Here is a 25,869-nt window from a genome sequence, read left to right as displayed (position 1 = left end):
AGACACTAGAGCCCAGTGCAACCAAAGGAGAAACGCATGTCGGCAGCTGACGAGAGCGAGAAGGACGGGCGCGAGGCGCGCGAGGCGGCCGAAGACGGGCTGCTTGAGGCGACGCCCGCGCCGGCCAGGGTGACGGACGACGCCCCTGACGCGAGCGATGCCGACGCCACCGTCGCGGGCAGAACCGCGACGCTCGGCGGACGCCCGGCGGATGACACCGAGCGGCGCCCGCCCGTCGCCCCCACGCCGGCCGGCCCCGATGCGGGCGCCGACGACCCCGCGCTGCGCGACGTGGCGGGGACGATGGGGCGCTACCTGCACGGCAGGGCGCAGGCGGTCCGCGACGCGCTGCGCGCCCATCGCGTCGCGGCCGTGGTGGCGGCGGTGGCCGTCCTCGTTCTTCTCGCCGTGGGCGTCGCGCTGGCGCTCCGACCCCCTGAGGCCCCCTCGGAGGAGCTCGTCGCCGAGGACGCGCGCACGCGCCTGACGACGCCCGAGTATGCGCCGGGCGCCTTTGGCATCGATGACATCCTTGTTGCGCGGGACGTCGAGGTCCGCTCGATCGCCCCGTCCGAGGACGGCGTGGCGCGAGCGGAGGTGCTCGTCACCTACGAGGGCTCGAACGCCGTGCGCGCCGAGAAGTCGGCCACGCTGGGCTACGCGCTCCGGGACGGCGAGTGGGTCGCCGCGGGGGAGCCCGAGGACGTCCGCGTGTCATGGGCGCCGGTCAACGGCATCAGCCGGGAGCGACTCGCCGTGAACATGGCGACCGTGCTCGAGCGCGCCGACCAGCAGCTCGGCGGCGACGGGGGCGGGGCGAGCCTCGAGGAGCTCTACGAGGGCGCCGAGCTGACCGTCGAGCGCGAGGAGTTCGACCCCGAGGAGGGCACCGACGTCCTGGACCTCGTGTGCGTTCGCGCGGGGATCTTCGAGTCGTACGAGTGCCGCCTGACCGTGACGTTCTCCTTCCGCTCGTCGACCGGGCAGTGGGAGATCGAGGGGGTGCGGGTGTCCGAGGACGGCCGGACGCGCAGCCTGGAGCCCTTGGTGGGGACGTGGTCGGGCACCTTCTCGCGCCAGGAGACCGACGGCACCAAGTGCCTTGCCGCGCGGGCGGCGGGCCTTGTCATCAACGTTGACCAGACGTGGACGGAGGGCGGCGTCACGCAGGTCTCGGGCTCCGTCGCGGGCGTCGCCCACTACCATGCCCACCCCGCCCAGGACGCCCAGGGCTGCGACGGCGACGCCCTGTTCCAGGAGGTCCCGTTCACGGCCACCCTCGTTGACGACGAGGACGGGACGCTCGTCCTCGAGGCGACGCTTCCCGAGGACGTGGACGGCGTGGTCTCGCTCACGCTGCGGCTGGGGAGCCCCGACGACCCGACGGCCGCGACCGCCGAGGTCACGACGAGCTTCGCGCACACGGGCTCGTTCCTGTTCATCCCCTACGACGAGACCCTCACGTACACGGACGTGTTCTCGCTGCGGAAGTGAGCCTCGCACGCAAAAGGGCGCCCCGGGCGATCGCACGGCGAGAACGGCCCGCTGGCCCTCGCGCCGGGTTGCCCCGGGCGCATGCTGGCCGCGCACACAGAAGGGCGCCCCGCGGAGCGATTCCGCGGGGCGCCCTCTCATGCCATGATGCCTGGGGCTACTCGGCCTCGGTGGCCTCGGGCTCGGCAGCGGCCTCCTCGGCGGGGGCGGCGGCAGCGGCCTTGGCGGCCTCGGCCTCGGCCTTCTTGGCGTACTCGGCGGCACGCTTGGCCTTCTCGGCGGCCTTGGCCTCCTTGGCGGCCTTCTTGGCGGCGGCCTCCTCGGCGGCCTTGGCGGCCTTGGCGGCCTTGGCCTCCTGGGCCTTCTTCAGCTGCGCGGCAGCGGCGCCACCGAACTTGTCGGCGAAGCGCTGGACGCGGCCGCCGGTGTCGACGAGCTTCTGGGTGCCGGTGTAGAACGGGTGGCACTTGTCGCAGAGGTCGACGACGATCTCCTTCTTGGTGGAGCGGGTCGTCCAGGTGTTGCCGCAGGTGCAGCGGACCGTGCACTCCACGTAGTCGGGGTGGATACCTTGCTTCATGGCAGGACTCCTCTTCTTCGGCCCTGGTTTCCGACCAGAGCAGGGGTTCGTCTTGGTTCCGACCAAGACACAATAGCCGTATGACTATATCAGAAACCCCGTAGCGCATATGTGGAGATTTCCGCGTAAGATGAGGCGAGAAGAACGCGCCGCCGCGGGCGGCAGGCCACGGGGAGGCACGTATGTTCCTTGCCATCGACGTCGGAAACACGCAGACCACGCTGGGGCTCTTCCGGGAGGACGGCTCCCTTGCGCGCGGGTGGCGCATGTCCACGGACGCGAGCGACACGGCCGACATGCTTCACGCTCGGCTCCTCTCCTTCTTCGCGAAGGATGGCCTCGCGCTCGACGACGCGAGCGAGGCGGGCGTGGCCTCGGTGGTCCCCGCGCTCGAGCGCGCGTGGAAGCGCTGCCTCACGGCGCATCTCGGCAAGGCCCCGCTCGTCGTCCGCGCGAGCGAGGGCTACGGGATGGAGGTCGCCATGCCCGACCCGCGCCAGGTCGGGGCCGACCGCATCGCCAACGCCATCGCGGCGAGAAGCACCTACGGCTCGCCGGTCATCGTGGTGGACTTTGGGACGGCAACGAACATCGACGTCGTGGACCAGCGGGGGCGCTACCGCGGCGGCGCCATCTCGCCGGGGCTCATGCTCTCCGCGAACGCGCTCTTCTCGCGCGCGGCGCGGCTCGCGAGCGTGCCCATTGAGGCTCCCGCCCGGACGCTCGGCGACTCCACCGAGTCGGCCCTGCAGTCGGGCCTCGTCGTCGGCGCCGCGGCGCAGGCCGAGGGGCTCGTGGCGCGCATCCGCGCCGAGCTGGGCGCCCCTGACGCCACGGTCGTGGGCACGGGCGGCCTCGCCGGGACCGTCGCCCAGGCGACGGACCTCTTCGACGCCGTGGACCCCGACCTCACCCTGCGCGGCATCCGCGAGATCTGGCTCTGGGAGCGGGCGCGCGGCTAGCGCGGCGTCTCCCTACGCGATGCGACGAAGCTCCGCCTGCTCGGGGGCGAGCTCGAGCTCCCGGCCGTCCGCGAGGCGCACCGTGGCCCGACCCCACACGTCCACGGCCACGAGCGTGCCCTCGGCAACGGCTCGTCCCGCGCGCAGGACCTCCACGGCCTCCCCCATGGAGGCGAGGGCGTCGAAGTAGTCGGAGAGCACGGGCGCGAGCGGGCCCGCGGCGGCGCGGCCCGCGGCGACGGATGCCGCCCATGCGTCCACCGCCTCGCGGGCGGCGCAGGAGAGCGCGTCGGCATCGAGGCCCTTCTCGCCCCGCGGCACGATGTCGCAGCTTACGTAGATGCCCTCGTCATCGTAGCCGGCACGGGCCCGGACGGACGCGATTGGCTCCTCGTCCGCGCCCACCACCTCATGCGGCCAGGAAACGCGCGCGCCGAGCGCGCCCGCCACGCCGAGGGCCGCCACGAACGGCACGCCGGTCACGTGCCCCATCGGCACCGCGGGGCGCAGCGTGAGCGAGGCTACTCCCATGCGACCTCCCCGAGGTCGGCGGTCACGAGGCCCACACGCTGCTCGCGGGGGAGCACCTCCACGCCGCCGTGCGTGAGGAAGCGCACCGGGTCATGCATGAGGTCCTCCATGGGGACGATGACGTAGTCGCGCTCGCCGAGGCGGGGGTGCGGCAGGGTGAGCCGGGACCCGGCGTGGCGCTCGCCCTCGACCCACATGAGGTCGCAGTCGATGGTGCGCGGGCCCGTCCCGGGCTTCTTGGGGTCGCGCGTGGCGGCGTCCGCGCGGATGCGGCCGAGCTCGTTTTCCACCTCGAGCAGCTTGCCCATGAGGACGAGCGGGTGGAGCTCCGTGCGGATCTCCGCCACGGCGTTGGCCACGGGAGTGGCGATACCGTAGGCGGGCTCGGTCTCGTACGCGTGGCTCACGTTGACCACGCAGGTGAGGGGGATCTCGTCGATGAGCTGCGTGGCCCGCGCGAGGTTGGCCACGCGGTTGCCCACGTTGGAGCCGAGGCTCACAAACCCCTGGCGCGCGTCCTTGTGGGACACGGCCCAGTAGGCGTTCACCGCCTGGGAGACCCCCGCCACGTCATGGACGCGCAGGATGCGGGCGCCGTTCTCGAGCGCGGAGATGCAGATGCCCGCCGTGGCAAAGTCGCGCTCCGCGGCATCGGCCACGCCGGAGACCGCCCCGACGAAGCGCTTGCGCGAGACCGCCGTGACCACGGGATAGCCCATCGAGACCATCGAGCGGGTGGCGCGCTGGATGACCACGTCCTCGTCCGCCATCTTGTCAAAGCCCGGGCCCGGGTCCACGCAGATCCGCTCGCGCGCGACGCCGGCGCGCATGAGCGTGCGCGCCTGGTCCCCAAGAAAGCCCATGACCTTGCGCATGATGGGGGCCTCCTCGGGCAGCGTGAAGCGGCGCTGGGAGGTGACGGGGCGCTGGGCGGCAGACCCCGTGGGGCGCGACTCGTCGAGAAGGACCTGGCGCCGCGGCGGTCGGGCGGCGAGCGAGTCCTTGCTCCAGTGCATCACGATGCACCCGCAGTCCGTGTCTGCCGCGACCTGCACCATCTCGGGGTCGGTGAAGCCCGTCACGTCGTTCACGATGGCGGCGCCCAGGCGGACGCACATGCGGGCGACGTCGGCGTGACGCGTGTCCACGGAGACGACGGCCCCCTCCGCGACGAGCGCGCGCACCACCGGGACGATCCGCTCCGCCTCCTCCTTCGAGGGGACGGGGGTGTGCCCGGGCCGCGTCGACTCGCCGCCCACGTCGATGATGTCCGCGCCCTCGTCGAGCATCTCAAGGCCGCGCGCGACGGCGGCCTTGGGGTCGAGGTTCTCCCCGCCGTCCGAGAAGGAGTCCGGCGTGACGTTGAGGACGCCCATGATGCGCGGGCGCGCGAGCGAGATCTCATGCGCGCCGCAGCGCCAGGTGGTGTGGTTCTCTCGAAGCATGGTCATCCTCCTCGGTCCGAGCGTATTCGACCATTGTACCCGCCCCGGCCGGCATGCCGCCGCGCCACCGGCGTCAGGCTTATTTGGCGTGCCACCGGCGTCAGGTTTATTTGGCACGCGGGTAACGTGTGCCAAATAAACCTGACGCCGGTGGCACGCCAAATAAGCCCGACGCCAGTGGCACGCGCCCCCTTTGCGCGGCTAGAAGTCGAAGGCGGCCGCGATGTCGCAGGCGCAGACGAGGTCGGCGACGTCATCCTGCGGGGTGCGGTCCCGGTTGACGATCACGAGATCCTCCCCCTGGAAGTAGTTGACCAGCCCCGCCGCGGGGTACACCACGAGCGACGTCCCCCCGATGACGAGCAGGTCCGCCTCGGATATCGCGCGCACGCTGGCGAGAAGGACGTGCTCGTCGAGCTGCTCCCCGTAGAGGACGACGTCGGGCTTCACAAGGCCTCCGCACTTCTCGCATCGCGGCACGCCGTCAGTCGCCATGACCCACTCGGCGGCGTAGGTCTCGCCGCAGCGCGTGCAGACGTTGCGGTGCGTGGAGCCGTGGAGCTCGTGAACCACGCGCGAGCCCGCCGCCTGGTGAAGCCCGTCGATGTTCTGCGTCACCACCGCGGCGAGGTGCCCGTCGCGCTCGAGCTCGGCGAGCCTCCGGTGGGCCTGGTTGGGGCGCGCGTCGAGACAGATCATGCGCTCGCGATAGAAGTCGTAGAACTCCTCCGTGTGGGAGACGAAGAACCCATGGCTGAGCATCTCCTCCGGAGGATAGGCAAAGTGCTGGTGGTAGAGCCCGTCCGCGCTGCGGAAGTCGGGGATGCCGCTCGCCGTCGAGACGCCCGCGCCCCCGAAGAACACGGCGCGGCGCGCACATGAGAAGCGCTCCGCAAGCTCCGTGGCAGCCTGGGTCGGATCGGTGATGGTCTGCGCCATGTTCCTCTCCCCTCGTCGTTCTTCTCGCCATGGTAGCGCGAACGGCGCCGCCGCGCAGGCACCCCAACGTCATGGAGAAACCGTCGACGGGGAATCCCCTGGCAAGGTTTGGGGCATATAACAGGGTATTGCGCGCCGGAGCGTCGAATTACGCGAAGGAGGCACCGTGAACACGCTCACCAACAACGTCTTCGACTGCGCCCTCGTGTTCGAGGGCGGCGGGTATCGAGGCAGCTTCTCTGCCGGAATCGCCAACGTCTTGCTGGAGCAGGGAATCCACTTTGACTACGTCTGCGGCCTCTCGGCCGGGGCGAGCAACACGATCAACTACGTCTCGCGCGACCGCACGCGCGTGAGGAAGTCGTTCATCGTGGACGGCCCCGCGAAGTCTGCCGTGGGCCTGCGCTCCGTCCTGCGCGGAAAGGGGTACTTCGACGCCGACGCGCTCTATGAGGGCGCCCTCACCTCGGGTGCGCTCCCCTTTGACTGGGAGACGTTCTCGGCCAACCCCGCCCGAGTCTGCATCCAGGCCTTCGAGCGCGACTCCGGCCGCACCGTTCGCTTTGGCCGCGAGGACATGACGGACCCCGCGCGCATGGTCAACATCGTGCGCGCAAGCTCCACCCTCCCGGGTGCGATGCAGCCCCTCCCCATCGACGACGTGACCTACTACGACGGCGGCCTGGGAACGGGCGCGGGCATCCCGCTCTGCATGGCGGAGGATGACGGGTTCGAGCGGTTCTTCTTCGTGGCAACGCGCCCGCGCGGCTACCGCAAGCAGCCCCCGACGGACCGCGAGGCCCGGATCTACGCCCGCGTCGCCAAGGATCACCCCTACCTGCGCAAGGCCCTTCTCTCTCGCTGGGAGCGCTACAACGTCGCCATCGAGCACGTGGAGCGCCTCGCCGCCGAGGGTCGTGCCTACGTGGTCTATCCCGACGAGATGACCGTCGAGAGCGGGACCGTGAGCACGCGCAAGCTGACGGCCTCCTATGAGGCGGCGCACGAACAGGGCCTGCGCGACCTGCCGCTCTGGCGCACGTTCCTCTTTGGCGCGCCTGACGCCGGCCCGCGCCCGGAGGACCCCGACGCCGGAACCGGCTACATCACCCTGGGCTAGGAACCCGCCCCGCCTTCAGGCCCCGACTTCCCCCGCCTCGAGCATGCCTCCGCGCACAGCCGCGCCGAGCATGCCTCTGTGCACGGTTCTTCTCGATTTTTGGCCAAAAGCGTGCGCCGGGGCATGCTCGGCGCAACCGTGAGCGGAGGCATGCTCGAGATGGGACGGAGAAGCGCGCAGGGTCGGAAGCGCATCGCCGAGCATGCCGCTCGGCACGCCCGGCGCGGCGAGAAGAACGCGTCCCCGCGCCTCCCCCGCTAGAGGCTGATGGTCAGCTCCACCGGGCAGTGGTCGGAGCCATAGACCTCGGAGAGGATCGAAACCCCGGTCACGCGGTCGGCGATGTCGTTGGACACGAGGAAGTAGTCGATGCGCCAGCCTGCGTTGTTCTTGCGCGCGTTGAAGCGGTAGCTCCACCAGCTGTAGGCGCCGGCGAGGTCGGGGTGGCGCGCGCGGAAGGTGTCGGTGAAGCCGGCGTCGAGCAGGCGGGTGAAGCTCTCGCGCTCCTCATCGGAGAAGCCGGCGTTGCCACGGTTGGGGCCGGGGTTCTTGAGGTCGATCTCGTTGTGGGCCACGTTGAAGTCGCCGCAGGTCACCACGGGCTTCTTGGCGGCCAGCCCGCACAGGAACTCGCGGTAGGCCGCATCCCACGCCAGGCGCGTGTCGATGCGCGCCAGCTCGTTCTGGGCGTTGGGCGTGTAGACGTCCACGAACCAATAGCTCGGGAACTCCAGGGCGCAGACGCGACCCTCGTCGTCTGCGGCGGGGGCGCCGATGTGGTTGATCACTCGCAGCGGCTCCTCGCGGCTGAAGACGGCGGTGCCGGAGTAGCCCTTGCGCTCGGCATAACTCCAGGTCTGGTAGTAGCCGGGCAGGTCAAGGGCAATCTGGCCCTCCTGCAGCTTGGTCTCCTGGATGGCAAAGACGTCGGCATCCACGGCCTCGACCACGTCGGTGAAGCTGGGATCCTTCTTCATGACGGCGCGCAGGCCGTTGACGTTCCAGGAGACGAGGCGCAGCTCGCGAGACATGGCATTCCTTTCGGCGCGGGGCGGGCGTGCCCCGTGACTTTCGATTGTCGGTGCTTTTTGAAAGATACCCGAAGTAATAGACAAATTCCCGCTGCGAATGTGCCGGTAGAAAAATGACACTAACTTGGTGATACTTGGCACCTTGGCGAAAAATCACCGACAATCGGCGCAGGAGCCCGGACTAGAAGCTCGGCGCCTCAAGACCGGCAGTCGCCATCGCCGAGAGGAACGCCTCTGCCGAGCGCGTGGCGATAAGTTCCTGCGGGAAGTGAATCCGCTCGAGCATCTCGAGCGCGTTGGGCGTACGGCCGATCGACGGGCAGATGTGCGCATCCGTATTGACCACGACCTGACACCCAAGCTCGGCGCACTTCTCGGCGATCTTGCTGCAGCTCGTCCAGGTGCGGCCGTCACGACGGCTGATCTCGAGGCTGTGCTCGTTGATCTCTATGAGCTTGTGCCGGCGCGCGGCCTCCCCCACCACCTCGTCGACGTCAAAGGGCACGCCGGCGCGGCCTGTGTGGCCGAGCACGAGCACCTTGGGCTGGGCGAGGGCCCCGAGATACATCTGCGTGGTCCGCGCGAGCGAGGCCCCTGCGGCAAATTCCTTGTAGTGGACGCTCGCGATCACGTAGTCGCAGCCAGCAACGACCCGGTCGTAGAGCGTAGCGGCGGCGCTCAGCGAGCGCCCGGTGATGTCCTCGGCAACCTCGATGCCCTGGCCGAAGAGGCGCCCGTCAAGCGTTCGGATGTCCGCCTCCGCGCCATGCAGGAGGCGGATGCCTTCCCACGTACGCGGCCAGACCCGCATATTGATGAAGTGCTGGTAGTCGCGAAGGCTCCCGCGCGTGAGGTCGGTGTTGGGGAAGAGCATGTCGGAGAAGTGGTCCGTCACGCCCAGAAGCTCGAGGCCCGCCTCGCGGGCGGCGAGCACGTTCTCGCGCACCGTGGAGTAGGCGTGGCGCGAGTAGAGCGTGTGCGTGTGGACGTCACAGCGATTCTGCAGCATGGCTCTCCTCAAAATGGGTCAAAAGTGCCTGTCCCTTTTGACTCATCGGTAGCTGGCGGCGAGGGCGGCCCAGGCGGGCATGGAGTTGACGATGGTCTCGTGGCTCACACAGTAGCCCACGCGGACCCAGCCCGGGCATCCGAAGGAGTCAGACGGGACGGGCAGCAGCTCAAGGGCCTTGGCGCGCTCAAAGAACGCGCCCGCATCCGGCTCCAGCGCCTTGACCCACAGGTAGAACGCGCCCTCGGGCTCGATGAACTCGTAGCCCAGCGCGGAGAGCCCCTCGGTGAGGGCGCGGCGGTTCTCGGCGTAGGCCTCGACGTCGCTCGGGCAGTCCACGCAGTCCATGAGCACGCGCTGGAAGAGCGCCGGCGCGCAGACAAAGCCCAGCTTGCGGCCGGCCCCGGCCACGGCGAAGATCAGCTCGTCGTGCTCGGGGTTGGTCGGCGGCACCAGTACCCAGCCGATGCGCTCGCCCGGGAGCGACAGGCTCTTGGAGTAGGAGTAGCACACGATGGTGCGGTCGTAGACGCCCGGCACCCAGGGCACCTCGGCGCCGTAGGTGATCTCGCGGTAGGGCTCGTCGGCCACGAGGTAGATGGTCGTGCCGAGGCGCTTCTCAGCCTCGTGCAGCACGTCCGCGAGCGCCTCGAGGTTGTCGCGGGAGTACACCGATCCCACCGGGTTGTTGGGCGAGTTGATGACCACGGCCTTGGTGCGCTCCGTGATGGCGGCAGCCACGGCGGCGGTGTCGATCTGGAACGTGGCGGGGTCCGCGAGCACCTCCACGCACGTGGCGCCCGAGGTCTCGATCCAGACGCGGTACTCGGGGAAGTACGGCGCGATCACGATGACCTCGTCGCCCGGGTTGACGATTGAGTGGAACGAGATGGAGAGCGACGCGGCCGCGCCGCAGGTGAGGTAGAGGTCCCCGGCAGACGCCGTCCCCTCGCCGAAGCGGCGGCAGAGGCTCGCGGCCACGGCCTCGCGCGCGGCGGGAAGGCCGCTCGCCGGCGTGTAGCCGTGGAGCTGCGTGGCAGGCAGCGTGAGGCTCTTCTCGATGGAGGCGCGCACGGCGTCGGGGGCGGGAATCGACGGGTTGCCAAGCGAGAAGTCGAAGACGTTCTCGGCCCCGATCTGGGCCTTGCGCTCCCCCGCATAGGCGGAGATCTCTCGAATGGAGGACTTCTGCGCGCCGTAGGCGACGCTCTTCTCGTTAAGTGACATGCTTCTCTCCTCTCGCGGCACCACCGCTCGCACGTTGCTGCGGCTCATTGTAGTCGCGAGAAGGACCACACGGACGCTCCGCGGCGAGCCGTTATCAGGATTTATCCTGCTCCGGCGCGCCCTTGAGCACCGCCCAGCCCACCAGCGTGACCTCGTACCTGTTGGCGTCGAAGCTCCCGTCCGCGCGCTTGGTCCGCCAGCTTCTGATGAGCCCCATCCTCTCGAGCTTCTGACAGGAGCGGCGGACTGCCTGAGCGGACTTGCTGATGCCGTCGGCGAACTCGCGGTTGGGGACGGTGACCTTCACGTTGGGGCCTCCCGCCCTGAGGCCCATCGCGCGAAGGACGTCGCGATCGGTCTCGTTGATCTTGATGCGCACGCTCTGGGACAGCTGCCTGGCCAACCGCGACACCTCCTCCACGTCCCGTCGGGGGCACCTCCAAAACATCCCCGTTTTCTTTCCAGAACGTAGCATCAAGCTGACGCGAAGACCCTCTAGCTACCCCAATCTACCTGCGCATTATTTGAACGTACCCCCTCTCTTCCCGGAAGCGTTCCGCCATCTGACGAGCGGTGTTCTGTCGGCTGTCAGTCATTTTGGTAGTACCTTCTATCGTTTTTTAGCCGTAGATACAGAAACTGCCGGTTATTGGTTCAGAAGAACTCCATAACCGGCAGCACCTATCACTTTTATACGCGAGGACCTACGCGTCTGCCCCGTCCTTCTCGGCAGTCCCGTCGCCGGAGGCGTACTCGTCCCAGCGGTCCTCGAGCAGGGCGTCCACGGCCTCGCCCTCGACGGTCTCGCGCTCCAGGAGCACGCGCGCCATCGTGTCCATCTGTCCCCGGCGCTCGTCCAGGACCGCGCGGGCACGCCCGTGACCCTCGCGCATGATGCGCTCGACCTCGTCGTCGATGCGCTTGGCGGTCTCGGCGGAGTAATCCTGGTGGTTGGCGTAGTCGCGGCCCAGGAAGACCTCATGCTGCGCCTCGCCAAAGACCTGCGCGCCCAGCTCCTCGCTCATGCCGTAGCGCGTGACCATCGTGCGCGCGAGCTTGGTGGCGTGCTCGAGGTCGTTGCTCGCGCCCGTGGTGATGTCATCGCAGAAGAGCTCCTCGGCGGTGCGCCCGGCGAGAAGGACGGCGATCTGGTCGAGCATGCCGTCGCGCGTCTCGAGGAAGTGGTCCTCCTCGGGGACCTGCATCGTATAGCCGAGCGCCTGGCCGCGGCTCACGATGCTGATCTTGTGGATGGGGTCGGAGTTCTCGAGCACGTGCCCCACGAGGGCATGCCCGGACTCGTGATAGGCGATCACGCGGCGCTCGCGCTCCGTGATGACGCGGCTCTTGCGCTCCGGTCCGGCCATGACGCGCTCCATGGCCTCCTCGACCTCGCCCGGGCCGATCGTCTCCTTGTGGCGACGCGCGGCGAGAAGGGCCGACTCGTTCATGAGGTTGGCGAGGTCCGCGCCCGTGAAGCCGGGCGTGATCTTGGAGAGCCGCTCGAAGTCCACGTCGTCGGCGAAGGGCTTGCCCTCGGCATGGACGCGCAGGATCTGCTCGCGGCCGCGCACGTCGGGACGGTCCACGGTCACGCGCCGGTCAAAGCGGCCGGGGCGCAGGAGCGCCGGGTCGAGGATGTCGGGGCGGTTGGTGGCCGCGATGAGGATGACCGAGGAGTTGTCCTCAAAGCCGTCCATCTCGACGAGCAGCTGGTTCAGGGTCTGCTCGCGCTCGTCGTGACCGCCGCCGAGCCCCGCGCCGCGCTGGCGTCCAACCGCGTCGATCTCGTCGATGAAGACAATGCAGGGAGCGGCCTCCTTGGCCTGCTTGAAGAGGTCGCGCACGCGCGAGGCGCCCACACCCACGAACATCTCCACGAAGTCGGAGCCGGAGATCGAGAAGAACGGGACGCCCGCCTCGCCGGCCACGGCCTTGGCCAGGAGCGTCTTGCCCGTGCCCGGAGGGCCCACGAGCAGCACGCCACGCGGGATGCGGGCGCCCATGCTGTGGTAGCGATCGGGGTCGGAGAGGAAGTCGCGGACCTCCTGGAGCTCCTCCACGGCCTCGTCGATGCCCGCGACGTCCGAGAACTTCACCTTGGGTCGCTCGCTCTCGGCCGTCTTGGCCTTGGTCTTGGCGAACGACATCGTCTTGTCCTGCTGGCCGGACATCCGGTTCATGTAGAACACGAACACGCCCACCAGAAGAAGCGTGGGCACCACGGAGAGCAGGATCGTCTCGAGCATCGCCGAGTCCGAGGTGTCGATCTTGTAGGTGACGTCGGGATGCGCGGCCATGAGCTCGGCAAGCGAGTCGGTCCCCACGTAGACGCTCGTATAGCGCACGAGGGCGCCCTCGTTGTCGGCCTCCGCGTCCTTCTCGTCATGCCAGTAGGTGCCGGAGACGCTGCCGTCCGAGGTCTTGTACGTGGCATCGCGCACGCGCCCGTCCTTGACCGCGGTCACGAACTCGTTGGTCGCAAGCGTGTCGGGGCCCTTGCCTCCCGGGGTGAGGGCGCCGCCCATGGAGAAGACCAGGTAGAGCACGATGGCGGCGACGATGGCCGTTGAGATGACGATCGAGCGACGGTGCTCGGGGCCGGGCATTCCCGGCGGGGTCGGAAGGTCGGGCTTGTTCTGCTGGGACACGGTACTCCTTACGATGCGTGACGGGCCTCTCGCCCACCGGCCGCGGGCCGGGCGTCTTACTTCTGGTAGACCTCGGGCTTGAGGATGCCGATGTAGGGCAGGTTGCGGTAGCGCTCCGCGAAGTCGAGGCCATAGCCCACGATGAACTCGTCGGGCACGTGGGCGCCCACGTAGCGCGGGGTGACGGCGGGACGGTTGCCCGGCACGTCCTTCACGAGGAACGCCGCGACCTCGATGGAGGCCGGGTTGCGGTTGGAGAGCATGCGCATGAGGTAGGAGAGCGTGAGGCCGGAGTCGAGGATGTCCTCGACGATAAGGACGTTGCGCCCCTCGATCTTGGTGTCGAGGTCCTTCACGATGCGCACGACGCCCGAGCTCTTGGCGCCCTCGCCGTAGCTCGACACCGCCATGAAGTCGATGGCCATCGGGCAGTCGATCGCGCGCATGAGGTCTGCCATGAAGACGACGGCACCCCGCAGAACGGCCACGACCAGCGGGTTCTTGTCGGCATAGTCGCGAGAGATCTCCGCGCCCATGCGGCTCACGACGTCGTGGATGTCCTTCTCACTGAGCAGAATCCCCTGAACGTCGGGATGCATCGACTCCATGGCACTCCCCTTTCCGGGCGTCACCCGACGCCCCACGGCGGCTCGATTGTTCCAGAATAGCGCACGGCCTGCTACTCGCCCACGACGAGCGTCAACTCCAGCATCCATCTCGTCTGCGCGCCGCACCGCACGCGCTCGTCCGCGCGCACGCCCGCCACCCACACGACCGAGCCCGTAGGCGAGGTGTGCACGACGGGCAGAAGCGCGCGCTCCGCAACGGGGATGCGAGCCTCGCCGAGCAGGTCGGAGAGCTTCTTGGACTGTCCGTGCATGCCCAGGGGGCAGAGCACCTCGCCCGCATGGGGAACGTCGACCCAGAGCCGCCCTCCACGCGCCGGGTCAACGCCGGCCGCCACGGCGTCGAGCAGGACGGAGGACCCCTCCCACTCGAGCCCGTGCGCCCGGGCGTGCGCCGCCGCGTCCGTCCCCTCGGGAACGCGCAGCACGCGCGCCGTGAGCGCGCGCCCGTCCGGGAACTCCAGCCTGCCGGGCACCTCGAGCCACGCCGCGGCCGGCGCAGGCGGGGCGATGCGCGCCCGGATGGCGAGAAGCCCGTGCTCAACGCGCACGTCCGCGCCCATCGGCACGGTCAGCGAGCCCTCCCCCGCAGCGACGCGCGCCAGCGCCGCGGCCACGTGCCGCGCCTCGAGGCGGGCATCCGGGCAGACGGAGAGGATCGCCTGGCGGACCACCCGGCGCGCGATGGCGACCTCGGTCGCCGCGAGGCGCGCGGCGTCGAGCACGACGAGCCCCTCGGCCTCGCGGCGCGTGAGCTCGCGCAGGACGCGCGCCGCGACGGAGGTGAGGTAGGCGTCCTCCTCGGAGAGGATGTCGCAGGTCGTCGACAGGCTCGCGACCACGCGCGGGTTGCGCTCTCGGGCGATGGGCAGCAGCTCGTGGCGCACGAAGGCGCGCAGGTAGTGGGTGTCCTCGTTGGTGCTGTCCTCGCGCCAGACGATCCCGCGCATGCGCAGCAGGTCACAGAGCTCCGCGTGCGTTCGGTCGAGCAGCGGGCGCACGATGCGGTTGCGGCGGCGCGGGATGGACGAGAGGCCCGCCGCCCCCGTGCCCCGGATGGCATTCATGAGGAAGGTCTCAGCGCGGTCGTCCGCGGTGTGCGCCGTCACGATGCGCGCGGCCGAGCGCGGCGTGCCGAAGCGGGAGGAGAGCTCGTTCGCGAGGCGGCTCGCCTCCGCATAGCGCGCCTCGCGCCCGGCGTTCTCCACGTTGCCGCCGGGCGTTGACGCGGCGAGCGCCGCCACATCCACGCGCCGGATCGTGCAGGGGATGCCGAAGCGCGCGGCGAGGTCCCGGACGAACTCCTCGTCCTCCTTGGCGTCCAGGCCGCGCAGGCCGTGGTTGACGTGGAGCACGTGCAGCCGCTCTCGGGCGATGCGGGCGGCGCCACGGCCGTCCTCGATGTCGAGCGCGGAGGTCGCGGCGAGCACGAGCAGGGCCGTCGAGTCCGCCCCTCCCGAGACCATGAGCACCACGGGGGCGGCCCGCTCCTCGTCCGGCCGGCCGCTCGGCCGGGCAAAGCGGTTGCGGCCCGTGGCGTATCGGCGAGAAACACTTGGCATGCGCTGCCTCCCAACGGCTACCCTAGTACGTGCGGCCCGAAGGGCGCCGCACGGGAAGAGTGTACGACAGCGAGAGGACGCCCATGACCCCCGAGATTCACCTGCACGTCCTGGCCAGCGGATCCAAGGGAAACGCCGCCGTCGTGGAGGGGCCCGAGGGGTCCGTCCTCGTGGACTGCGGCATCTCGCGCAGGGCGCTTCTCGCCCGGGCGGCGGAGCTCGGGCTGGACATGGGCGACGTCCGCGCCGTCCTGCTCACCCACGAGCACTCCGACCACGTGGGCGGGCTCACCGTCTTCTGCAATCACTTCGAGGGCGAGCTCGTGACCACCGCGGGCACGGCCGCCGCCCGCCCGTACCTCTCCGCGCTGCCCTTCATCATCGTGGGGCACGCCGACTCCTTCGAGCTGGCCGGCATGCGGGTGCAGGCCTTCCCCACCTCGCACGACGTCGCGGACCCGATGGGGTTTCGGTTCTCGACCGGCGACGACGCGCTCGGGTTCTGCACTGACACCGGCGAGCTCGGCCCCGAGGCGCTTGCGGCGCTCGCGGGCGTGCGCATCCTCGCCCTTGAGTCCAACCACGACGAGCGCATGCTCGCCACGGGGCCGTACCCCGGCTATCTCAAGGCGCGCGTGGCGGGGCGGACCGGCCATCTCTCCAACGCCCAGGCGGCCGACGCCCTGGGCTCGCTTGTGGGCGAGGACACCGAGACCGTCGTGGCCATGCACCTCTCGCAGGAGAACAACCGGCCGAGCGCCTGCATGCGCACGCTCGCGGGGGCGGTCGGCGCGGAGGCGGCGAACGACGCCTTCACCGAGGCGCGCACGCCCGACGGGCGGCTCAGCCTCTGCTGCGCCGCGCAGGACTGGCCGCTCACGATCTGGTAGGGACGGGCCCCTGCCGCGCGACGCCACGCGGGCGCGCGTGCGGGCTCGCCCCCGGGCCGCACTCGTTGACCGCACTCGCGAGTGCGGTCGGTCTCCGGCGTCGCGGCGGGCACTTCCCGGCGTATCGTCCCCATCGGGCCGCACCGGCGTCCCTTTCACGCCCAGTGCGGCCGCACTCCCGGAACACGCTCGCGAGCATGCCGGCTCGGACAAGGATCGGGCGAGAAGGACCCGCATGACGAAGGGGCGATCCCCTGCCGGGAATCGCCCCCCTTGACGGACGCAAGATGCGCGACGCGCGCCTACGCCTCCGGGCACTTGGCGAGCGCGGCCTCGTCGGCCACGACCACCACGTTGGGGTGCAGCTGCAGGATGGAGGCCTGGCAGGACGGCGTGATCGGGCCATAGATCATGTCGTGCACCGCCTGGGCCTTGGCGTCGCCGTTGGCCACGACGAGAATCCTCTTGGCGGCCATGATGGTGCCGATGCCCATGGAGAACGCCTGACGCGGCACGTCGTCGATGCTGTCGAAGAGACGGCTGTTGGCCTGGATGGTGGACTCGGTGAGGTCCACGCAGTGGGTGCCCTTGACGAAGGCGTCGCCGGGCTCGTTGAAGCCGATGTGGCCGTTGTTGCCGATGCCCAGGAGCTGGAGGTCCTGGTTGCCGGCGGCGGCGACGGCGGCGTCGTACTCGGCGCAGGCGGCCTCGTAGTCCTCCATCAGGCCGTCGGGCACGTGGGTGTTGGCCTTGTCGATGTTCACGTGGTCGAAGAGGTTCACGTTCATGAAGTAGCGATAGCTCTGCTCGTGGTCGCCGGGCAGGCCGCGGTACTCGTCGAGGTTGTAGGTCTTGACCTCGGAGAAGTCGAGCTCGCCGGCCTCATAGGCGGCAACGAGGTTCTGGTAGGTGCCGATGGGCGTGGAGCCCGTGGCAAGGCCGAGCACGCAGTCGGGCTTGAGGGTGACCTCGGCCGCGATGATGGCGGCGGCCTTGCGGCTCATGTCCTCGTAATCCTTGGCGCGAACGATTCTCATAACGCATCCCTTCCATAGACCGGCAAGCTCCCCGCCCGCCGTGCGGCCCCATCGGCCGCGGCCAATGTGACTGCGACCACCAGGGCGAGGTCGCCAAAAGCTATGAGAAGGACTCGTCGCGTCGAGGCCCCTGCCCGTCCACGACGAACCGGGACTCCTCATCCCGGACGGTTACCGATTGTGCCTCATTTCTAACGTGTTTCGCCACCCTTTTGGGCGAGCGGCGCAAAAACGCCGCGGGCGGGCAGCTGACGGGCTGTGCTACAGCTTGTCGGCGAGGTCCTCAAGGGCGTGGAAGCGATGCGAGATCAGGTTCTTCTCGTCCAGCGCGAGCTCGGCCATCGTGCGGCCCGGCGTCTCCGCGGGCAGGAAGAGCGGATCGTAGCCGAAGCCGTGCTCTCCGCGAGGCTCGTGGCCAACGAGGCCCTCGCAGTCGCCATCCCCGCGCAGGACCTCATCGCCGCGCACCAGGACAACGCTGGAGTGGAAGCGCGCGGCGCGCTCGGAGTCGGGCACGCCCGCCATCTGCGCCATGAGCTTCTCGTTGTTGGCGGCGTCATTGCCATGCTCGCCGGCCCAGCGCGCGGAGAAGATCCCGGGGGCGCCGTCCAGGGCGTCCACGCAGAGGCCGGAGTCGTCGGCCACGGCCATGGGAAGGCCCGTCTCCTTCTGTGCCGCGCGCGCCTTGATGAGGGCGTTGTCGAAGAACGTGTCCCCGTCCTCCACCGGGTCGGGGAAGTCGCCCAGCTCCCCGAGGGCGACAAAGCGAACGCCCGGCATCACGGGCGCGAGGATGGTCTCTATCTCGACGACCTTGTGCGCGTTGCCCGTGGCCACGACCACGGTGCGCTCGGGGTCCAGCTCGGCGATGCTGATCTCTGCCATCGTTCCTCCTTTGGTCAGAAAACTTGCCTAAAAGGGGACAGGCCCCTTTTAGGCACTTTGGTCGGCGGGCCCGCGCCCACCTACAGACTGAAGCCGGTCACCTGGGCCTGAAGGTCGGTGAGGCGGGCGATGCCATCCTGGCCGAGGTCCAAGAGCGCGTCCAGCTGCGCGCGGTCGAAGCAGGCGCGCTCGCCGGTGCCCTGCACCTCGACAATATCCCCGGCGGCGGTACCCACGAGGTTAAGGTCAACCTCAGCATGGGAGTCCTCGGGGTAGTCGAGGTCGAGCAGGGCGATGCCGTCCACCACGCCCGCGGAGACGGCGGCGACGCGACCCGTAAGGGGCAGGCGCGGAAGCTTCCCGGCCTCCACGAGCCCGAGCAGCGCCTGGTGAAGCGCCACCCACGCGCCGGTGATCGACGCGGTGCGGGTGCCGCCGTCCGCCTGGATGACGTCGCAGTCCAGCGTGATCGTGATCTCCCCCAGGCGGTCGAGGCGCGTGACCGCGCGCAGGCTCCGCCCGATGAGGCGCTCGATCTCCATGGATCGGCCCTTGCGACCGCGATACTCGCGCGGCGTGCGCCGGTTGGTCGAGGCCGGCAGCATCGCGTACTCCGCGGTGACCCAGCCCGCATGTGACCCCTTGCGCCAGTTGGGCACGCTCTCCTCCACCGTCGCCGAGCAAAGCACGCGCGTGTCGCCGAACTCCGCGAGGCACGACCCGTCGGCGTTCTTCATGACGCCGGGCGTGAGCGTGACCGGGCGCATCTCCGAGGCCGTGCGGCCATATGAGCGGGTGGACTCTTCCGTCATGGCATCTCCCCTCAAAATTAATCCGCCCTGTGGGCGACTGGCGTTTCAGCGACCTGCGCTTTTTCATCCGGACCCTTCCACAGGGCGGATTAATTCTAGCAGCTGCCGTCGGCCGGCACGAAAAGGCCCCCGTCGCGCGAGGCGGGCGGGGGCCGGAGGATGGCTGGTGGGCGATGACGGGTTCGAACCGCCGACCTTGTGCGTGTAAGGCACCTGCGCTAGCCGCTGCGCCAATCGCCCGAGCACCTGCAGTCTAGCATACGGCGCAGCGTCGCCGAGACGCGGCTATACTAACTCGTATGAAGACTATTACGCTCACAGACATCGCGCGGGCGCTCGAGGCCTCCGGGACGCTTGCCTCGTCCATCCCCGCCGGCAACGACGCCGTGCCCGTGACGGGCGCCTCCTGCGACTCGCGCTCCGTCCGGCCCGGCGACCTCTTCGTCTGCAAGGGGGCGGCCTTCAGGCCCGCGTTCCTCGAGTCGGCGCTCGCCGCGGGCGCCACGGCGTACCTCTGCGACACCGCGCACGCGGACGAGCTTGCCGCCCATGCGCAGGGCGTCCCCGCCCTCGTGGCCTCCGACCTGCGCCGCGCCATGGCAATCGCCTCCGCCGAGGCCTTCGACCACCCAGACCGCGACCTGCCCACCGTAGGCATCACGGGCACCAAGGGCAAGACCACGACGGCCTACATGCTCCGCTCCATCGTGGACGCGGCGCGCGGCGAGAAGAGCTGCGGCATGATCGGCACCGTGGAGACCTTCGACGGCCGTGCGGACGAGCCCTCGAGAAACACCACGCCCGAGGCGCCGGACCTCTGGCGTCACCTCGCCAACGCGCGCGAGGCGGGGCTCGCCGCCCTGGTGATGGAGGTCTCGAGCCAGGCGCTCAAGTACGACCGCACCTATGGCGTGGGCCTCGACGTGGCCTGCTTCCTCAACATCGGCCTCGACCACATCTCCCCCGTCGAGCACGCCGACTTCGAGGACTACTTCACCTCCAAGCTCAAAATCTTCTCGCAGTGCGAGACCGCGGTCGTGAACCTGGACTCGGACCATGCAGGCCGCGTCCTCGAGGCGGCCTCCCGCGCCCCGCGCACGCTCACGTTTGGAATCGACCACCCCGAGGCGAACGCCTGGGCGGACGGCATCGCGCACTCGGAGGAGGGCGTTGCCTTCACGCTGCACCTCGACGGCTGGGAGCGCCGCGTACAGCTTCCCTTCCCGGGGGACTTCAGCGTCTCCAACGCGCTTGCCGCGGCGCTCTCCGCGCATCTGCTGGGCATCGGGCCCGACGCCATCGCGGAGGGCCTCGCGCGAACGCGCGTCCCCGGGCGCATGGAGTTCTATCGCAGCGCCGACCGCCAGCTCACCGCCATCGTCGATTACGCGCACAACAAGCTCGCCTTCGAGTCGCTGCTCTCCGCCGTCGCGGGCACCTTCACGGGCGCCCGCGTGATCGCCGTCTTCGGGGCAGTGGGCGGCAAGGCGCGGGAGCGCCGCCACGAGCTCCCCGAGGTCGCCGCCCGCTATGCGGACTACGTGGTGCTCACCGCGGACGACCCCTGGACGGAGGACCCGCTCGACATCTGCCACGAGATGGAGCGGTCGCTCCCGGAGGGCTATCCCCACGAGATCGTGATCGACCGCGAGGCCGCGGCGGCCCGAGCCTTCGAGCTCGCGGAGGGCGAGAAAAGCGTCGTCCTGCTCCTCGCCAAGGGCCACGAGGCCTACCAGCTCACGCGCGACGGCTTTGTTCCCTGCGTCTCCGACTGCGAGCTCGCGCGCCGGGGCGTGGCCGCCCACGACGAGCGGCATCCGGCGTAGCGCCTGGCCGGCCGCCTCCGTACGCGAACACGCCACATACGCCGAGTGACGGCTTTTGGACGGATGGACGACCTTTGAGGCCCTCGTCCGTCCAAAAGCCGTCACTCATGGAGGCCCTACGGGAGGGAGGCGGGCCCGCGGGCGGGAGGAGGCCCCTCGGGCGGGATTCCCCCACGAACGGGAGGCCGCAGTCCTAGATGAGCCCGAAGTGCTCCAGCGCCGCGGGCACGCCGTCCTCGGCGGCCGTGAGCGTCACGTAGTCGGCCACCGCGCGCACGTTGGGCAGCGCGTTTCCCATGGCAACGAAGGTCTCCACGGCGGCGCGCATGGAGAGGTCGTTCTCCGAGTCGCCAAACGCGAAGGTCCCCTCACGCCCGTGCCCCAGGTGAGCGAGCGCCGCCTCGATGCCCGTCCCCTTGTCGACGCCGCGCATGGAGAACTCGAGCACGCCGCCCTGGAGGTCGCAGATCGTGTAGTGCGCGTCGATGAAGTCGCGCAGCGGCACAAGGTCGCGCTCCCCCACACCGTTCGAGCAGAACTTGCTGTAGCGGCACTCCCGGGAGAGCTCCGCGACCTCCTCCGCCGTGCGCGCGAGGCGCGAGCCCGGAAAGCGCGCGGGACGCCCGGAGGGATGGAGCTCGATGTTGTCCTCGTCGCCCTCGAGGGTGATGTCGATGCCCGCCGCCACGAAGCGCCGCGCCGTCTCGAGGAGCAGGTCGCGCTCGATGAACTCGGCGCGCACCACCTCGTCCCCCACGCATACGAGCGCGCCGGCCCCCGCCACGAAGCCGTCGGGGTTGAGCTCGCGTATCGCCTGAGGGATGAACGGCAGGTGGCGGCCGGTACAGATGAAGGTGAGGTTGCCCGCCGCGCGCATGCGGGAAAACGCCTCGTATACGACCTCGCTCGGACGAATCTGAAGGGCCTCGGAGGTCGCGCCCTCCTTCGCCCGCGCCCGCATCCTCTCGAAGTCGTGCCACACCAGCGTGCCGTCAACGTCAAAGAACGCGACCGCCCCGTTCTTCTCGCCCATCGCTCCCCCTTACGCAACGTTTCCGATGCGGCATTGTACCCGACAAAGATAAGCGCCATGAAAGCTGCGGGTTTGATTGCCGCCCGAGCCCCAAGCGCAAAGGGGGCCGAGCCCGAAGGCCCGACCCCCTGCTGCGAAGCGATAAGAACGTGTGGCTTAGAAGTCCACGTCCACGTCGTTGTAGACGCACTCGAGGAGCTTCTCCATCTCCTCCTGGGACGGCTGGCGCGGGTTGGAGCCGGTGCAGGCGTCGAGGATGGCGTTGGCGGCCACGTCGGCCTTCTTGGACTCGAACTCGGCGTAGTCGATGATGGACTCGTCGGCCTTCACGCCGCCCTTGCCGTAGTTCTTGATGCCCTGCGGGATGTCCAGCTTGTCGTTGAGGTCGCGGATGCACTGGACGAGGGACGCGACGAGCTCGTCCTCGGTCTCGCCGGCGAGGTGCAGGACCTCCTTGGCGATGTAGGCGTAGCGGCTCTTGGCGCGCTCGTCCTTGGCGTTGAACTGGATGACCTTGCCGAGGTACATGGCGTTGGCGCAGCCGTGGATGATGTGGTCGCCGGAGAAGGCGGCGCCGGTCTTGTGGGCCATGGAGTGCACGATGCCGAGCAGGCCGGAGGAGAAGGCGATGCCGGCGATGCACTGGGCCTCGTGCATGTGCTGACGGGCCTCGTGATCGCCCTGGTAGGACTTGGGCAGCCACTCGACGATCTCGCGGATGGCGTGGAGGGCGTTGGCGTCGGTGAACATGGAGCCCGCGGTGGAGACGTAGGCCTCGATGGCGTGGGTCAGCGCGTCCATGCCGGTGTGGGCGCAGAGCTTCTGCGGCATGGTGTAGGTGAGCTCGGGGTCGACGATGGCGACGTCAGGGGTGATGTTGAAGTCGGCGAGCGGGTACTTGATGCCCTTCTCGTAGTCGGTGATGACGGAGAAGGCCGTGACCTCGGTGGCCGTGCCGGAGGTGGAGGCGATGGCGCAGAACTTGGCCTTGGTGCGGAGCTCGGGGAAGCTGAACGGCACGATGGCCTGCTCGAAGGTCTCCTCGGGGTACTCGTAGAAGAGCCACATGGCCTTGGCCGCGTCGATGGGCGAGCCGCCGCCGATGCCGATGATCCAGTCGGGCTGGAACTTCTGCATGGCCTCGGCGCCGCGCTTCACGGTGTCGACGGACGGGTCGGACTCGACGCCCTCGAAAATCTCAACCTCGAAGCCAGCCTCCTTGAGGTCGGCCTCGACGTCCTGCAGGAAGCCGCCGCGACGCATGGAGCCGCCGCCGGTGACGATCATGGCGCGGGAGCCCTTGAGGTTCTTGACCTCGTGGCGAGCGCCCTCACCAAAGTACAGGTCGCGCGGGTTGGTGAAACGTCCCATAACACTCCTCCAATTCCTATGCCGCCGCCACCGCGACGGATTCGAACGGGAGACCATCTCCCCCGTTTTCGCCGAACGAGAAGTACCGCCCCGGGCCGTCGAGGGATCGGCGACTCGGCCGGATTCAGTATAGCGAAATCGACTGGCAACATTGCGATGTTTCCGGCGGCGGGCACCTCGCAGGCGGCGCCGCGGGAGCCCCGCCGACCGTGGCGCGCCCTTCTCGGCTACCATAGGGGAACGAGAGGGGGACAGCATGGCGCACGACCCACGGCGAGAGGACTACCAGCGGCTGAGCCTGCGTTTTGCGGAGGAGCTCGACAAGGGCGACCCCGCGCTCGCCGCACGCGCCTTCGCCTCGTTTGGGCGACGCTTCGCCCAGGACCGCGACAGCCTCCCCCAGACGGACGCCGACCGCGCCTTCCACCTCGTGGCGATGGCGAGCGACATCGTGGACCGGCGCCTCCCCTTCGCATCCGACGAGCAGGCGCCCGACCTCATCAAGCGCGGGAAGGAGCTCCTCGAGGAGGCCCTGAGGCTCGACCCCGCGTGCCATGACGCGGCGCGCATGCTCTCGTCCTCGCGCACGGCCTCGATCGACGAGCGCTACCGCTTCCTCAGCGACCGGGCCGACGAGGTCCGCGCATCCTGCGAGCAGGCGCGCGACCAGGCCCTCGACGAGCTGCGCGACGAGCGCGCCGCCCTCGCGGCGGACATCGCGATGCGGCCCTACTGGCGCTGGCTCGCCTCGCTCGCGGAGGAGGCGCTCATCTGCGGGCGCAACCGCGTCGCGATCGACGTGTCCGAGCGGCTCCTCGCATCCGACCCGCGCGACACCTCCGACGTCCGCTTCACGCTCGCCTACGCGCTCGCAAAGCTCGAGGACCTGGAGGGCTGGCTGGCGCTGACCAAGCGCTACCCCACGCTCGCCTCGGGTCGGCCGGCCGATGACGCGTGGACCCTGCTCGCCGGGTCCTCGCTCGCGCTTCACAGCGGCCATCCCAAGATCGCGCGAACGGGAATCGAGAAGCTGCTGAGAAAGTACCCGGGCGGCGCCCTGACGCTCATCCGCCAGGCCGAGCTCCCCGACGGGGAGTTTGCCCGGCTGCGCGTGGCCCCCTACAGCGAGGACGAGCTCATCCTCGCCGTCAGCGAGGGGATCGTGCTGCTGCAGGAGGGGACGGACCGCTCCGGGCGGGGCACCTTCGGAGCTTGGGTGGCCCGCGAGGTCGCGCGCATCGACCCGAAGGCCGCCCGCGAGGCGATGGCTGAGGGAGAGGGGGCGCGGCGGCAATGAACGCATGGGACGAGCTCGTGGAGCGCTGCGCGCGGCGCCGCCTGAAGAAGTTGGGGCCGCTCTCCGACGAGGCGTATGCCGAGCTGGTGCTCGCCGTGCGCGAGGACCCCGAGTCGTTCATCGAGGACGCGTCCGAGCGCGCGATGCTCGTGATGGCGCGGGCGCTCGACGCCTATCGGGCGAGCTGCCGAAACGACGACCTTCTCGAAGACGCCGCCTTCGAGGCGGAGCGCTCGCGCAGGCTCGCGAAGGCGCATGCGGAGTTTGCGCGCGCGAGGGAGATCGATGAGGCCAGTCTCGACGCGCGCCTGCTCGAGCTGATCTCCGAGGACGGCGACCCCTACGACCTGTTCATGGGCCTCAACGAGCTCGAGCGAGACTTCCCCTCGGACGAGCCGCCCGCGGGCGATGCCTGGGATGACGTCTTCTTCCGCCCCCACCTGCGGCTCCGTGCGGCACTGACCAGATCCTGCCTCGACACGGCGCACTACAGCATGGCCGTGCGCGGGGCGACGTCCCTGATGGACATCTCCCCGTCCGACCCGCTCGGCGCCCGCCACACCTGCGCCCTCGCGCTCGCACGGCTCGAGGACGAGAAGGGCTTCGACGAGCTCGACGCGCGCTTCTCCCGCCAGGGCGACCCCTGGTCGCACCTCGCCCGGGTGATCCTTCTCTACAAGCTCGATCGCATGAGCGCGGCGCGGCGCGCCCTGCGCGGCTTTGACCAGCTTTGCCGGGGAGGGGCCTACGCGCTGCTGCGCCCCACCTACGTGGAGCCCTACCTCCCCGACCGGCCCGACGTGACGCCGGGCGGCTTCGAGGAGAGCGTCTTCGCCGTGCGCGAGGCGGAGCCCATCATCGCCGACGTGCCCGACTTCATCAACTGGTGCCAGGGCCACGACTGGCTCGTGGCCTCCGCGCGGCAGTTTGCCGAGAAGAACGACCTAGACTGGTAGCCCCGGCACGACGTTCTTCTCGCCAGGGCGGCGTCGCTGGAGCCCGCCCCTCCCGTGACCGGTTATCGCGCAGAGGGTTTGCGAGCATCCGCCCGCACGTCACGACGGCGAGAAAAGCGGGCCCGCCCGAAACCCGGACGAGCCCGCAGCGCTTCGTGGTGCCCCCAACGGGAGTCGAACCCGTGTCGTCGCCTTGAAAGGGCGATGTCCTAGGCCACTAGACGATGGGGACGCACGGGAGAGTATACCAGAGGCGGCCCGCCACGGCCCAGCCCCGTCCTTCTCGCCTGCCGCCTTCTCGCGCGAGCTTCGATTTGCAAGTTCAGCGAGACACCTCCCAGACTCATCGAAACATGTCTCGCTGAGTCCGGGAACCATCACCCCTCGGGGGCCGGAGAGGCCGGCCCGCGAACCGAGGAGGCGACATGCCGAAGAAGAGAGGAAAGGGCGGGAAGGGGCCGTCGGAGAGGTCCTACGCGAGGCTCACGAGGCACGAGCGGCAGACGATCGAGAGGATGCTGGACAGGGGCAGGGGGTGCCGGGAGATAGCCCGCGAGATCGGGCGGGCGCCGTCCACGGTCGCCA

General features: G+C 69.5%; 24 protein-coding genes and 2 tRNA genes. 8 read left to right on the top strand and 18 right to left on the bottom strand.

What is annotated here, in order from left to right; all coding sequences use genetic code 11:
- Positions 1 to 36: 36 nt before the first annotated feature.
- Complete coding sequence (locus ACULPM_RS09465) at positions 37 to 1,494, top strand: hypothetical protein (RefSeq protein WP_445332076.1); 1,458 nt, start codon at positions 37 to 39, stop codon at positions 1,492 to 1,494.
- Between the two features lie 157 nt (positions 1,495 to 1,651).
- Here ACULPM_RS09465 and rpmE read toward each other — a convergent pair whose 3' ends face one another.
- A complete protein-coding gene (gene rpmE / locus ACULPM_RS09460; RefSeq protein WP_204831517.1) occupies positions 1,652 to 2,074 on the bottom strand; it encodes a 50S ribosomal protein L31 in 423 nt (140 codons plus the stop codon).
- Positions 2,075 to 2,256: 182 nt separating this feature from the next.
- Between rpmE and ACULPM_RS09455 the strand changes: the two genes are divergently transcribed.
- Entirely contained in the window at positions 2,257 to 3,036 is a 780-nt protein-coding gene (locus ACULPM_RS09455; protein ID WP_167930787.1) for a type III pantothenate kinase, read from the top strand.
- Positions 3,037 to 3,048: 12 nt separating this feature from the next.
- Here ACULPM_RS09455 and ACULPM_RS09450 read toward each other — a convergent pair whose 3' ends face one another.
- From ACULPM_RS09450 to ACULPM_RS09440, 3 genes are all read right to left on the bottom strand, one after another.
- On the bottom strand, positions 3,049 to 3,567 hold the full coding sequence (locus tag ACULPM_RS09450) for a hypothetical protein (protein WP_445332075.1): 519 nt from the start codon (positions 3,565 to 3,567) through the stop codon (positions 3,049 to 3,051).
- Positions 3,558 to 5,012, bottom strand: a complete 1,455-nt coding sequence (folP, locus tag ACULPM_RS09445) for a dihydropteroate synthase (RefSeq protein WP_445332074.1) — start codon at positions 5,010 to 5,012, stop codon at positions 3,558 to 3,560. Before folP ends, ACULPM_RS09450 begins: the two co-directional genes overlap by 10 nt.
- Before the next feature lie 201 nt (positions 5,013 to 5,213).
- Positions 5,214 to 5,951: an NAD-dependent protein deacylase gene (locus ACULPM_RS09440; RefSeq protein ID WP_445332073.1), complete on the bottom strand. Its 738-nt coding sequence runs from the start codon at positions 5,949 to 5,951 to the stop codon at positions 5,214 to 5,216.
- A gap of 166 nt (positions 5,952 to 6,117) precedes the next feature.
- Here ACULPM_RS09440 and ACULPM_RS09435 point away from each other — a divergent pair, with 166 nt between their 5' ends.
- Positions 6,118 to 7,071 carry a patatin-like phospholipase family protein gene (locus tag ACULPM_RS09435; RefSeq protein WP_445332072.1) on the top strand — a complete coding sequence of 318 codons (954 nt, stop codon included), beginning with the start codon at positions 6,118 to 6,120 and terminating at the stop codon, positions 7,069 to 7,071.
- Positions 7,072 to 7,328: 257 nt separating this feature from the next.
- Here the strand turns inward: ACULPM_RS09435 and ACULPM_RS09430 are convergent, their stop codons facing one another.
- The 7 genes from ACULPM_RS09430 to tilS all read right to left on the bottom strand — a co-directional run bounded on the left by ACULPM_RS09430 (position 7,329) and on the right by tilS (position 15,177).
- Positions 7,329 to 8,102, bottom strand: a complete 774-nt coding sequence (locus ACULPM_RS09430; RefSeq protein WP_445332071.1) for an exodeoxyribonuclease III — start codon at positions 8,100 to 8,102, stop codon at positions 7,329 to 7,331.
- Positions 8,103 to 8,283: 181 nt separating this feature from the next.
- Entirely contained in the window at positions 8,284 to 9,111 is an 828-nt protein-coding gene (locus tag ACULPM_RS09425; protein WP_445332070.1) for a phosphatase, read from the bottom strand.
- Between the two features lie 42 nt (positions 9,112 to 9,153).
- Positions 9,154 to 10,338 carry a pyridoxal phosphate-dependent aminotransferase gene (locus ACULPM_RS09420; protein ID WP_445332069.1) on the bottom strand — a complete coding sequence of 395 codons (1,185 nt, stop codon included), beginning with the start codon at positions 10,336 to 10,338 and terminating at the stop codon, positions 9,154 to 9,156.
- 94 nt (positions 10,339 to 10,432) lie between these two features.
- Positions 10,433 to 10,741, bottom strand: a complete 309-nt coding sequence (locus ACULPM_RS09415) for a winged helix-turn-helix domain-containing protein (protein WP_445332068.1) — start codon at positions 10,739 to 10,741, stop codon at positions 10,433 to 10,435.
- Between the two features lie 301 nt (positions 10,742 to 11,042).
- The gene (gene ftsH, locus ACULPM_RS09410; protein ID WP_445332090.1) at positions 11,043 to 12,947 is read right to left on the bottom strand and encodes an ATP-dependent zinc metalloprotease FtsH; all 1,905 of its coding nucleotides are present in this window, start codon (positions 12,945 to 12,947) and stop codon (positions 11,043 to 11,045) included.
- A 98-nt stretch (positions 12,948 to 13,045) separates the two neighbouring features.
- Positions 13,046 to 13,597 (bottom strand): hypoxanthine phosphoribosyltransferase, encoded by a 552-nt coding sequence (gene hpt / locus ACULPM_RS09405; protein WP_167930778.1) that lies wholly within the window; start codon positions 13,595 to 13,597, stop codon positions 13,046 to 13,048.
- Between the two features lie 71 nt (positions 13,598 to 13,668).
- Positions 13,669 to 15,177, bottom strand: a complete 1,509-nt coding sequence (gene tilS / locus ACULPM_RS09400) for a tRNA lysidine(34) synthetase TilS (RefSeq protein ID WP_445332067.1) — start codon at positions 15,175 to 15,177, stop codon at positions 13,669 to 13,671.
- A gap of 83 nt (positions 15,178 to 15,260) precedes the next feature.
- Between tilS and ACULPM_RS09395 the strand changes: the two genes are divergently transcribed.
- Positions 15,261 to 16,067, top strand: a complete 807-nt coding sequence (locus ACULPM_RS09395) for an MBL fold metallo-hydrolase (protein WP_445332066.1) — start codon at positions 15,261 to 15,263, stop codon at positions 16,065 to 16,067.
- 302 nt (positions 16,068 to 16,369) lie between these two features.
- Here ACULPM_RS09395 and nagB read toward each other — a convergent pair whose 3' ends face one another.
- The 4 genes from nagB to ACULPM_RS09375 all read right to left on the bottom strand — a co-directional run bounded on the left by nagB (position 16,370) and on the right by ACULPM_RS09375 (position 19,041).
- On the bottom strand, positions 16,370 to 17,104 hold the full coding sequence (nagB, locus tag ACULPM_RS09390; RefSeq protein ID WP_167930776.1) for a glucosamine-6-phosphate deaminase: 735 nt from the start codon (positions 17,102 to 17,104) through the stop codon (positions 16,370 to 16,372).
- A gap of 261 nt (positions 17,105 to 17,365) precedes the next feature.
- On the bottom strand, positions 17,366 to 17,989 hold the full coding sequence (gene rdgB, locus ACULPM_RS09385; protein ID WP_445332065.1) for an RdgB/HAM1 family non-canonical purine NTP pyrophosphatase: 624 nt from the start codon (positions 17,987 to 17,989) through the stop codon (positions 17,366 to 17,368).
- A gap of 80 nt (positions 17,990 to 18,069) precedes the next feature.
- A complete protein-coding gene (rph, locus tag ACULPM_RS09380; RefSeq protein ID WP_167930774.1) occupies positions 18,070 to 18,801 on the bottom strand; it encodes a ribonuclease PH in 732 nt (243 codons plus the stop codon).
- 164 nt (positions 18,802 to 18,965) lie between these two features.
- A tRNA-Val gene (locus ACULPM_RS09375) sits at positions 18,966 to 19,041 on the bottom strand.
- 59 nt (positions 19,042 to 19,100) lie between these two features.
- Here ACULPM_RS09375 and ACULPM_RS09370 point away from each other — a divergent pair.
- Positions 19,101 to 20,627, top strand: a complete 1,527-nt coding sequence (locus ACULPM_RS09370; protein WP_445332064.1) for a Mur ligase family protein — start codon at positions 19,101 to 19,103, stop codon at positions 20,625 to 20,627.
- Positions 20,628 to 20,820: 193 nt separating this feature from the next.
- Here the strand turns inward: ACULPM_RS09370 and ACULPM_RS09365 are convergent, their stop codons facing one another.
- Positions 20,821 to 21,660, bottom strand: coding sequence for an HAD family hydrolase (locus tag ACULPM_RS09365; protein ID WP_445332063.1), 840 nt, complete (start codon positions 21,658 to 21,660; stop codon positions 20,821 to 20,823).
- A 156-nt stretch (positions 21,661 to 21,816) separates the two neighbouring features.
- On the bottom strand, positions 21,817 to 23,031 hold the full coding sequence (locus ACULPM_RS09360) for an iron-containing alcohol dehydrogenase (protein ID WP_167930771.1): 1,215 nt from the start codon (positions 23,029 to 23,031) through the stop codon (positions 21,817 to 21,819).
- Between the two features lie 256 nt (positions 23,032 to 23,287).
- On the opposite strand from ACULPM_RS09360, the gene ACULPM_RS09355 reads away from it, so the two are divergent.
- Positions 23,288 to 24,328: a response regulator receiver protein gene (locus ACULPM_RS09355; protein WP_445332062.1), complete on the top strand. Its 1,041-nt coding sequence runs from the start codon at positions 23,288 to 23,290 to the stop codon at positions 24,326 to 24,328.
- Complete coding sequence (locus tag ACULPM_RS09350; protein WP_445332061.1) at positions 24,325 to 25,284, top strand: hypothetical protein; 960 nt, start codon at positions 24,325 to 24,327, stop codon at positions 25,282 to 25,284. Before ACULPM_RS09355 ends, ACULPM_RS09350 begins: the two co-directional genes overlap by 4 nt.
- Positions 25,285 to 25,440: 156 nt before the next feature.
- Here ACULPM_RS09350 and ACULPM_RS09345 read toward each other — a convergent pair.
- Positions 25,441 to 25,516 (bottom strand) — tRNA-Glu (locus ACULPM_RS09345).
- Positions 25,517 to 25,709: 193 nt separating this feature from the next.
- On the opposite strand from ACULPM_RS09345, the gene ACULPM_RS09340 reads away from it, so the two are divergent.
- Positions 25,710 to 25,869 (top strand): helix-turn-helix domain-containing protein (locus tag ACULPM_RS09340; protein WP_445332089.1); only part of this gene is annotated, 160 nt, incomplete at its 3' end.

It is taken from the genome of Thermophilibacter sp. ZX-H3 (genome assembly GCF_052599055.1).
Note: the sequence above shows the minus strand (reverse complement) of the source record. Positions and strands in the feature narration are given on the sequence as shown.

Excerpts from the sequence above, each read along its gene's own strand:
- ACULPM_RS09440 (WP_445332073.1), bottom strand. The coding sequence starts at position 5,951 with ATGGCGCAGACCATCACCGATCCGACCCAGGCTGCCACGGAGCTTGCG.
- ACULPM_RS09395 (WP_445332066.1), top strand. The coding sequence starts at position 15,261 with ATGACCCCCGAGATTCACCTGCACGTCCTGGCCAGCGGATCCAAGGGA.
- ACULPM_RS09370 (WP_445332064.1), top strand. The coding sequence starts at position 19,101 with ATGAAGACTATTACGCTCACAGACATCGCGCGGGCGCTCGAGGCCTCC.
- ACULPM_RS09365 (WP_445332063.1), bottom strand. The coding sequence starts at position 21,660 with ATGGGCGAGAAGAACGGGGCGGTCGCGTTCTTTGACGTTGACGGCACG.
- ACULPM_RS09420 (WP_445332069.1), bottom strand. The coding sequence starts at position 10,338 with ATGTCACTTAACGAGAAGAGCGTCGCCTACGGCGCGCAGAAGTCCTCC.
- rpmE (WP_204831517.1), bottom strand. The coding sequence starts at position 2,074 with ATGAAGCAAGGTATCCACCCCGACTACGTGGAGTGCACGGTCCGCTGC.
- ACULPM_RS09455 (WP_167930787.1), top strand. The coding sequence starts at position 2,257 with ATGTTCCTTGCCATCGACGTCGGAAACACGCAGACCACGCTGGGGCTC.
- rph (WP_167930774.1), bottom strand. The coding sequence starts at position 18,801 with ATGACGGAAGAGTCCACCCGCTCATATGGCCGCACGGCCTCGGAGATG.
- tilS (WP_445332067.1), bottom strand. The coding sequence starts at position 15,177 with ATGCCAAGTGTTTCTCGCCGATACGCCACGGGCCGCAACCGCTTTGCC.
- ACULPM_RS09360 (WP_167930771.1), bottom strand. The coding sequence starts at position 23,031 with ATGGGACGTTTCACCAACCCGCGCGACCTGTACTTTGGTGAGGGCGCT.
- rdgB (WP_445332065.1), bottom strand. The coding sequence starts at position 17,989 with ATGGCAGAGATCAGCATCGCCGAGCTGGACCCCGAGCGCACCGTGGTC.
- ACULPM_RS09430 (WP_445332071.1), bottom strand. The coding sequence starts at position 8,102 with ATGTCTCGCGAGCTGCGCCTCGTCTCCTGGAACGTCAACGGCCTGCGC.
- ACULPM_RS09355 (WP_445332062.1), top strand. The coding sequence starts at position 23,288 with ATGGCGCACGACCCACGGCGAGAGGACTACCAGCGGCTGAGCCTGCGT.
- ACULPM_RS09350 (WP_445332061.1), top strand. The coding sequence starts at position 24,325 with ATGAACGCATGGGACGAGCTCGTGGAGCGCTGCGCGCGGCGCCGCCTG.
- folP (WP_445332074.1), bottom strand. The coding sequence starts at position 5,012 with ATGCTTCGAGAGAACCACACCACCTGGCGCTGCGGCGCGCATGAGATC.
- ACULPM_RS09465 (WP_445332076.1), top strand. The coding sequence starts at position 37 with ATGTCGGCAGCTGACGAGAGCGAGAAGGACGGGCGCGAGGCGCGCGAG.
- ACULPM_RS09450 (WP_445332075.1), bottom strand. The coding sequence starts at position 3,567 with ATGGGAGTAGCCTCGCTCACGCTGCGCCCCGCGGTGCCGATGGGGCAC.
- hpt (WP_167930778.1), bottom strand. The coding sequence starts at position 13,597 with ATGGAGTCGATGCATCCCGACGTTCAGGGGATTCTGCTCAGTGAGAAG.
- ACULPM_RS09425 (WP_445332070.1), bottom strand. The coding sequence starts at position 9,111 with ATGCTGCAGAATCGCTGTGACGTCCACACGCACACGCTCTACTCGCGC.
- nagB (WP_167930776.1), bottom strand. The coding sequence starts at position 17,104 with ATGAGAATCGTTCGCGCCAAGGATTACGAGGACATGAGCCGCAAGGCC.
- ftsH (WP_445332090.1), bottom strand. The coding sequence starts at position 12,947 with ATGCCCGGCCCCGAGCACCGTCGCTCGATCGTCATCTCAACGGCCATC.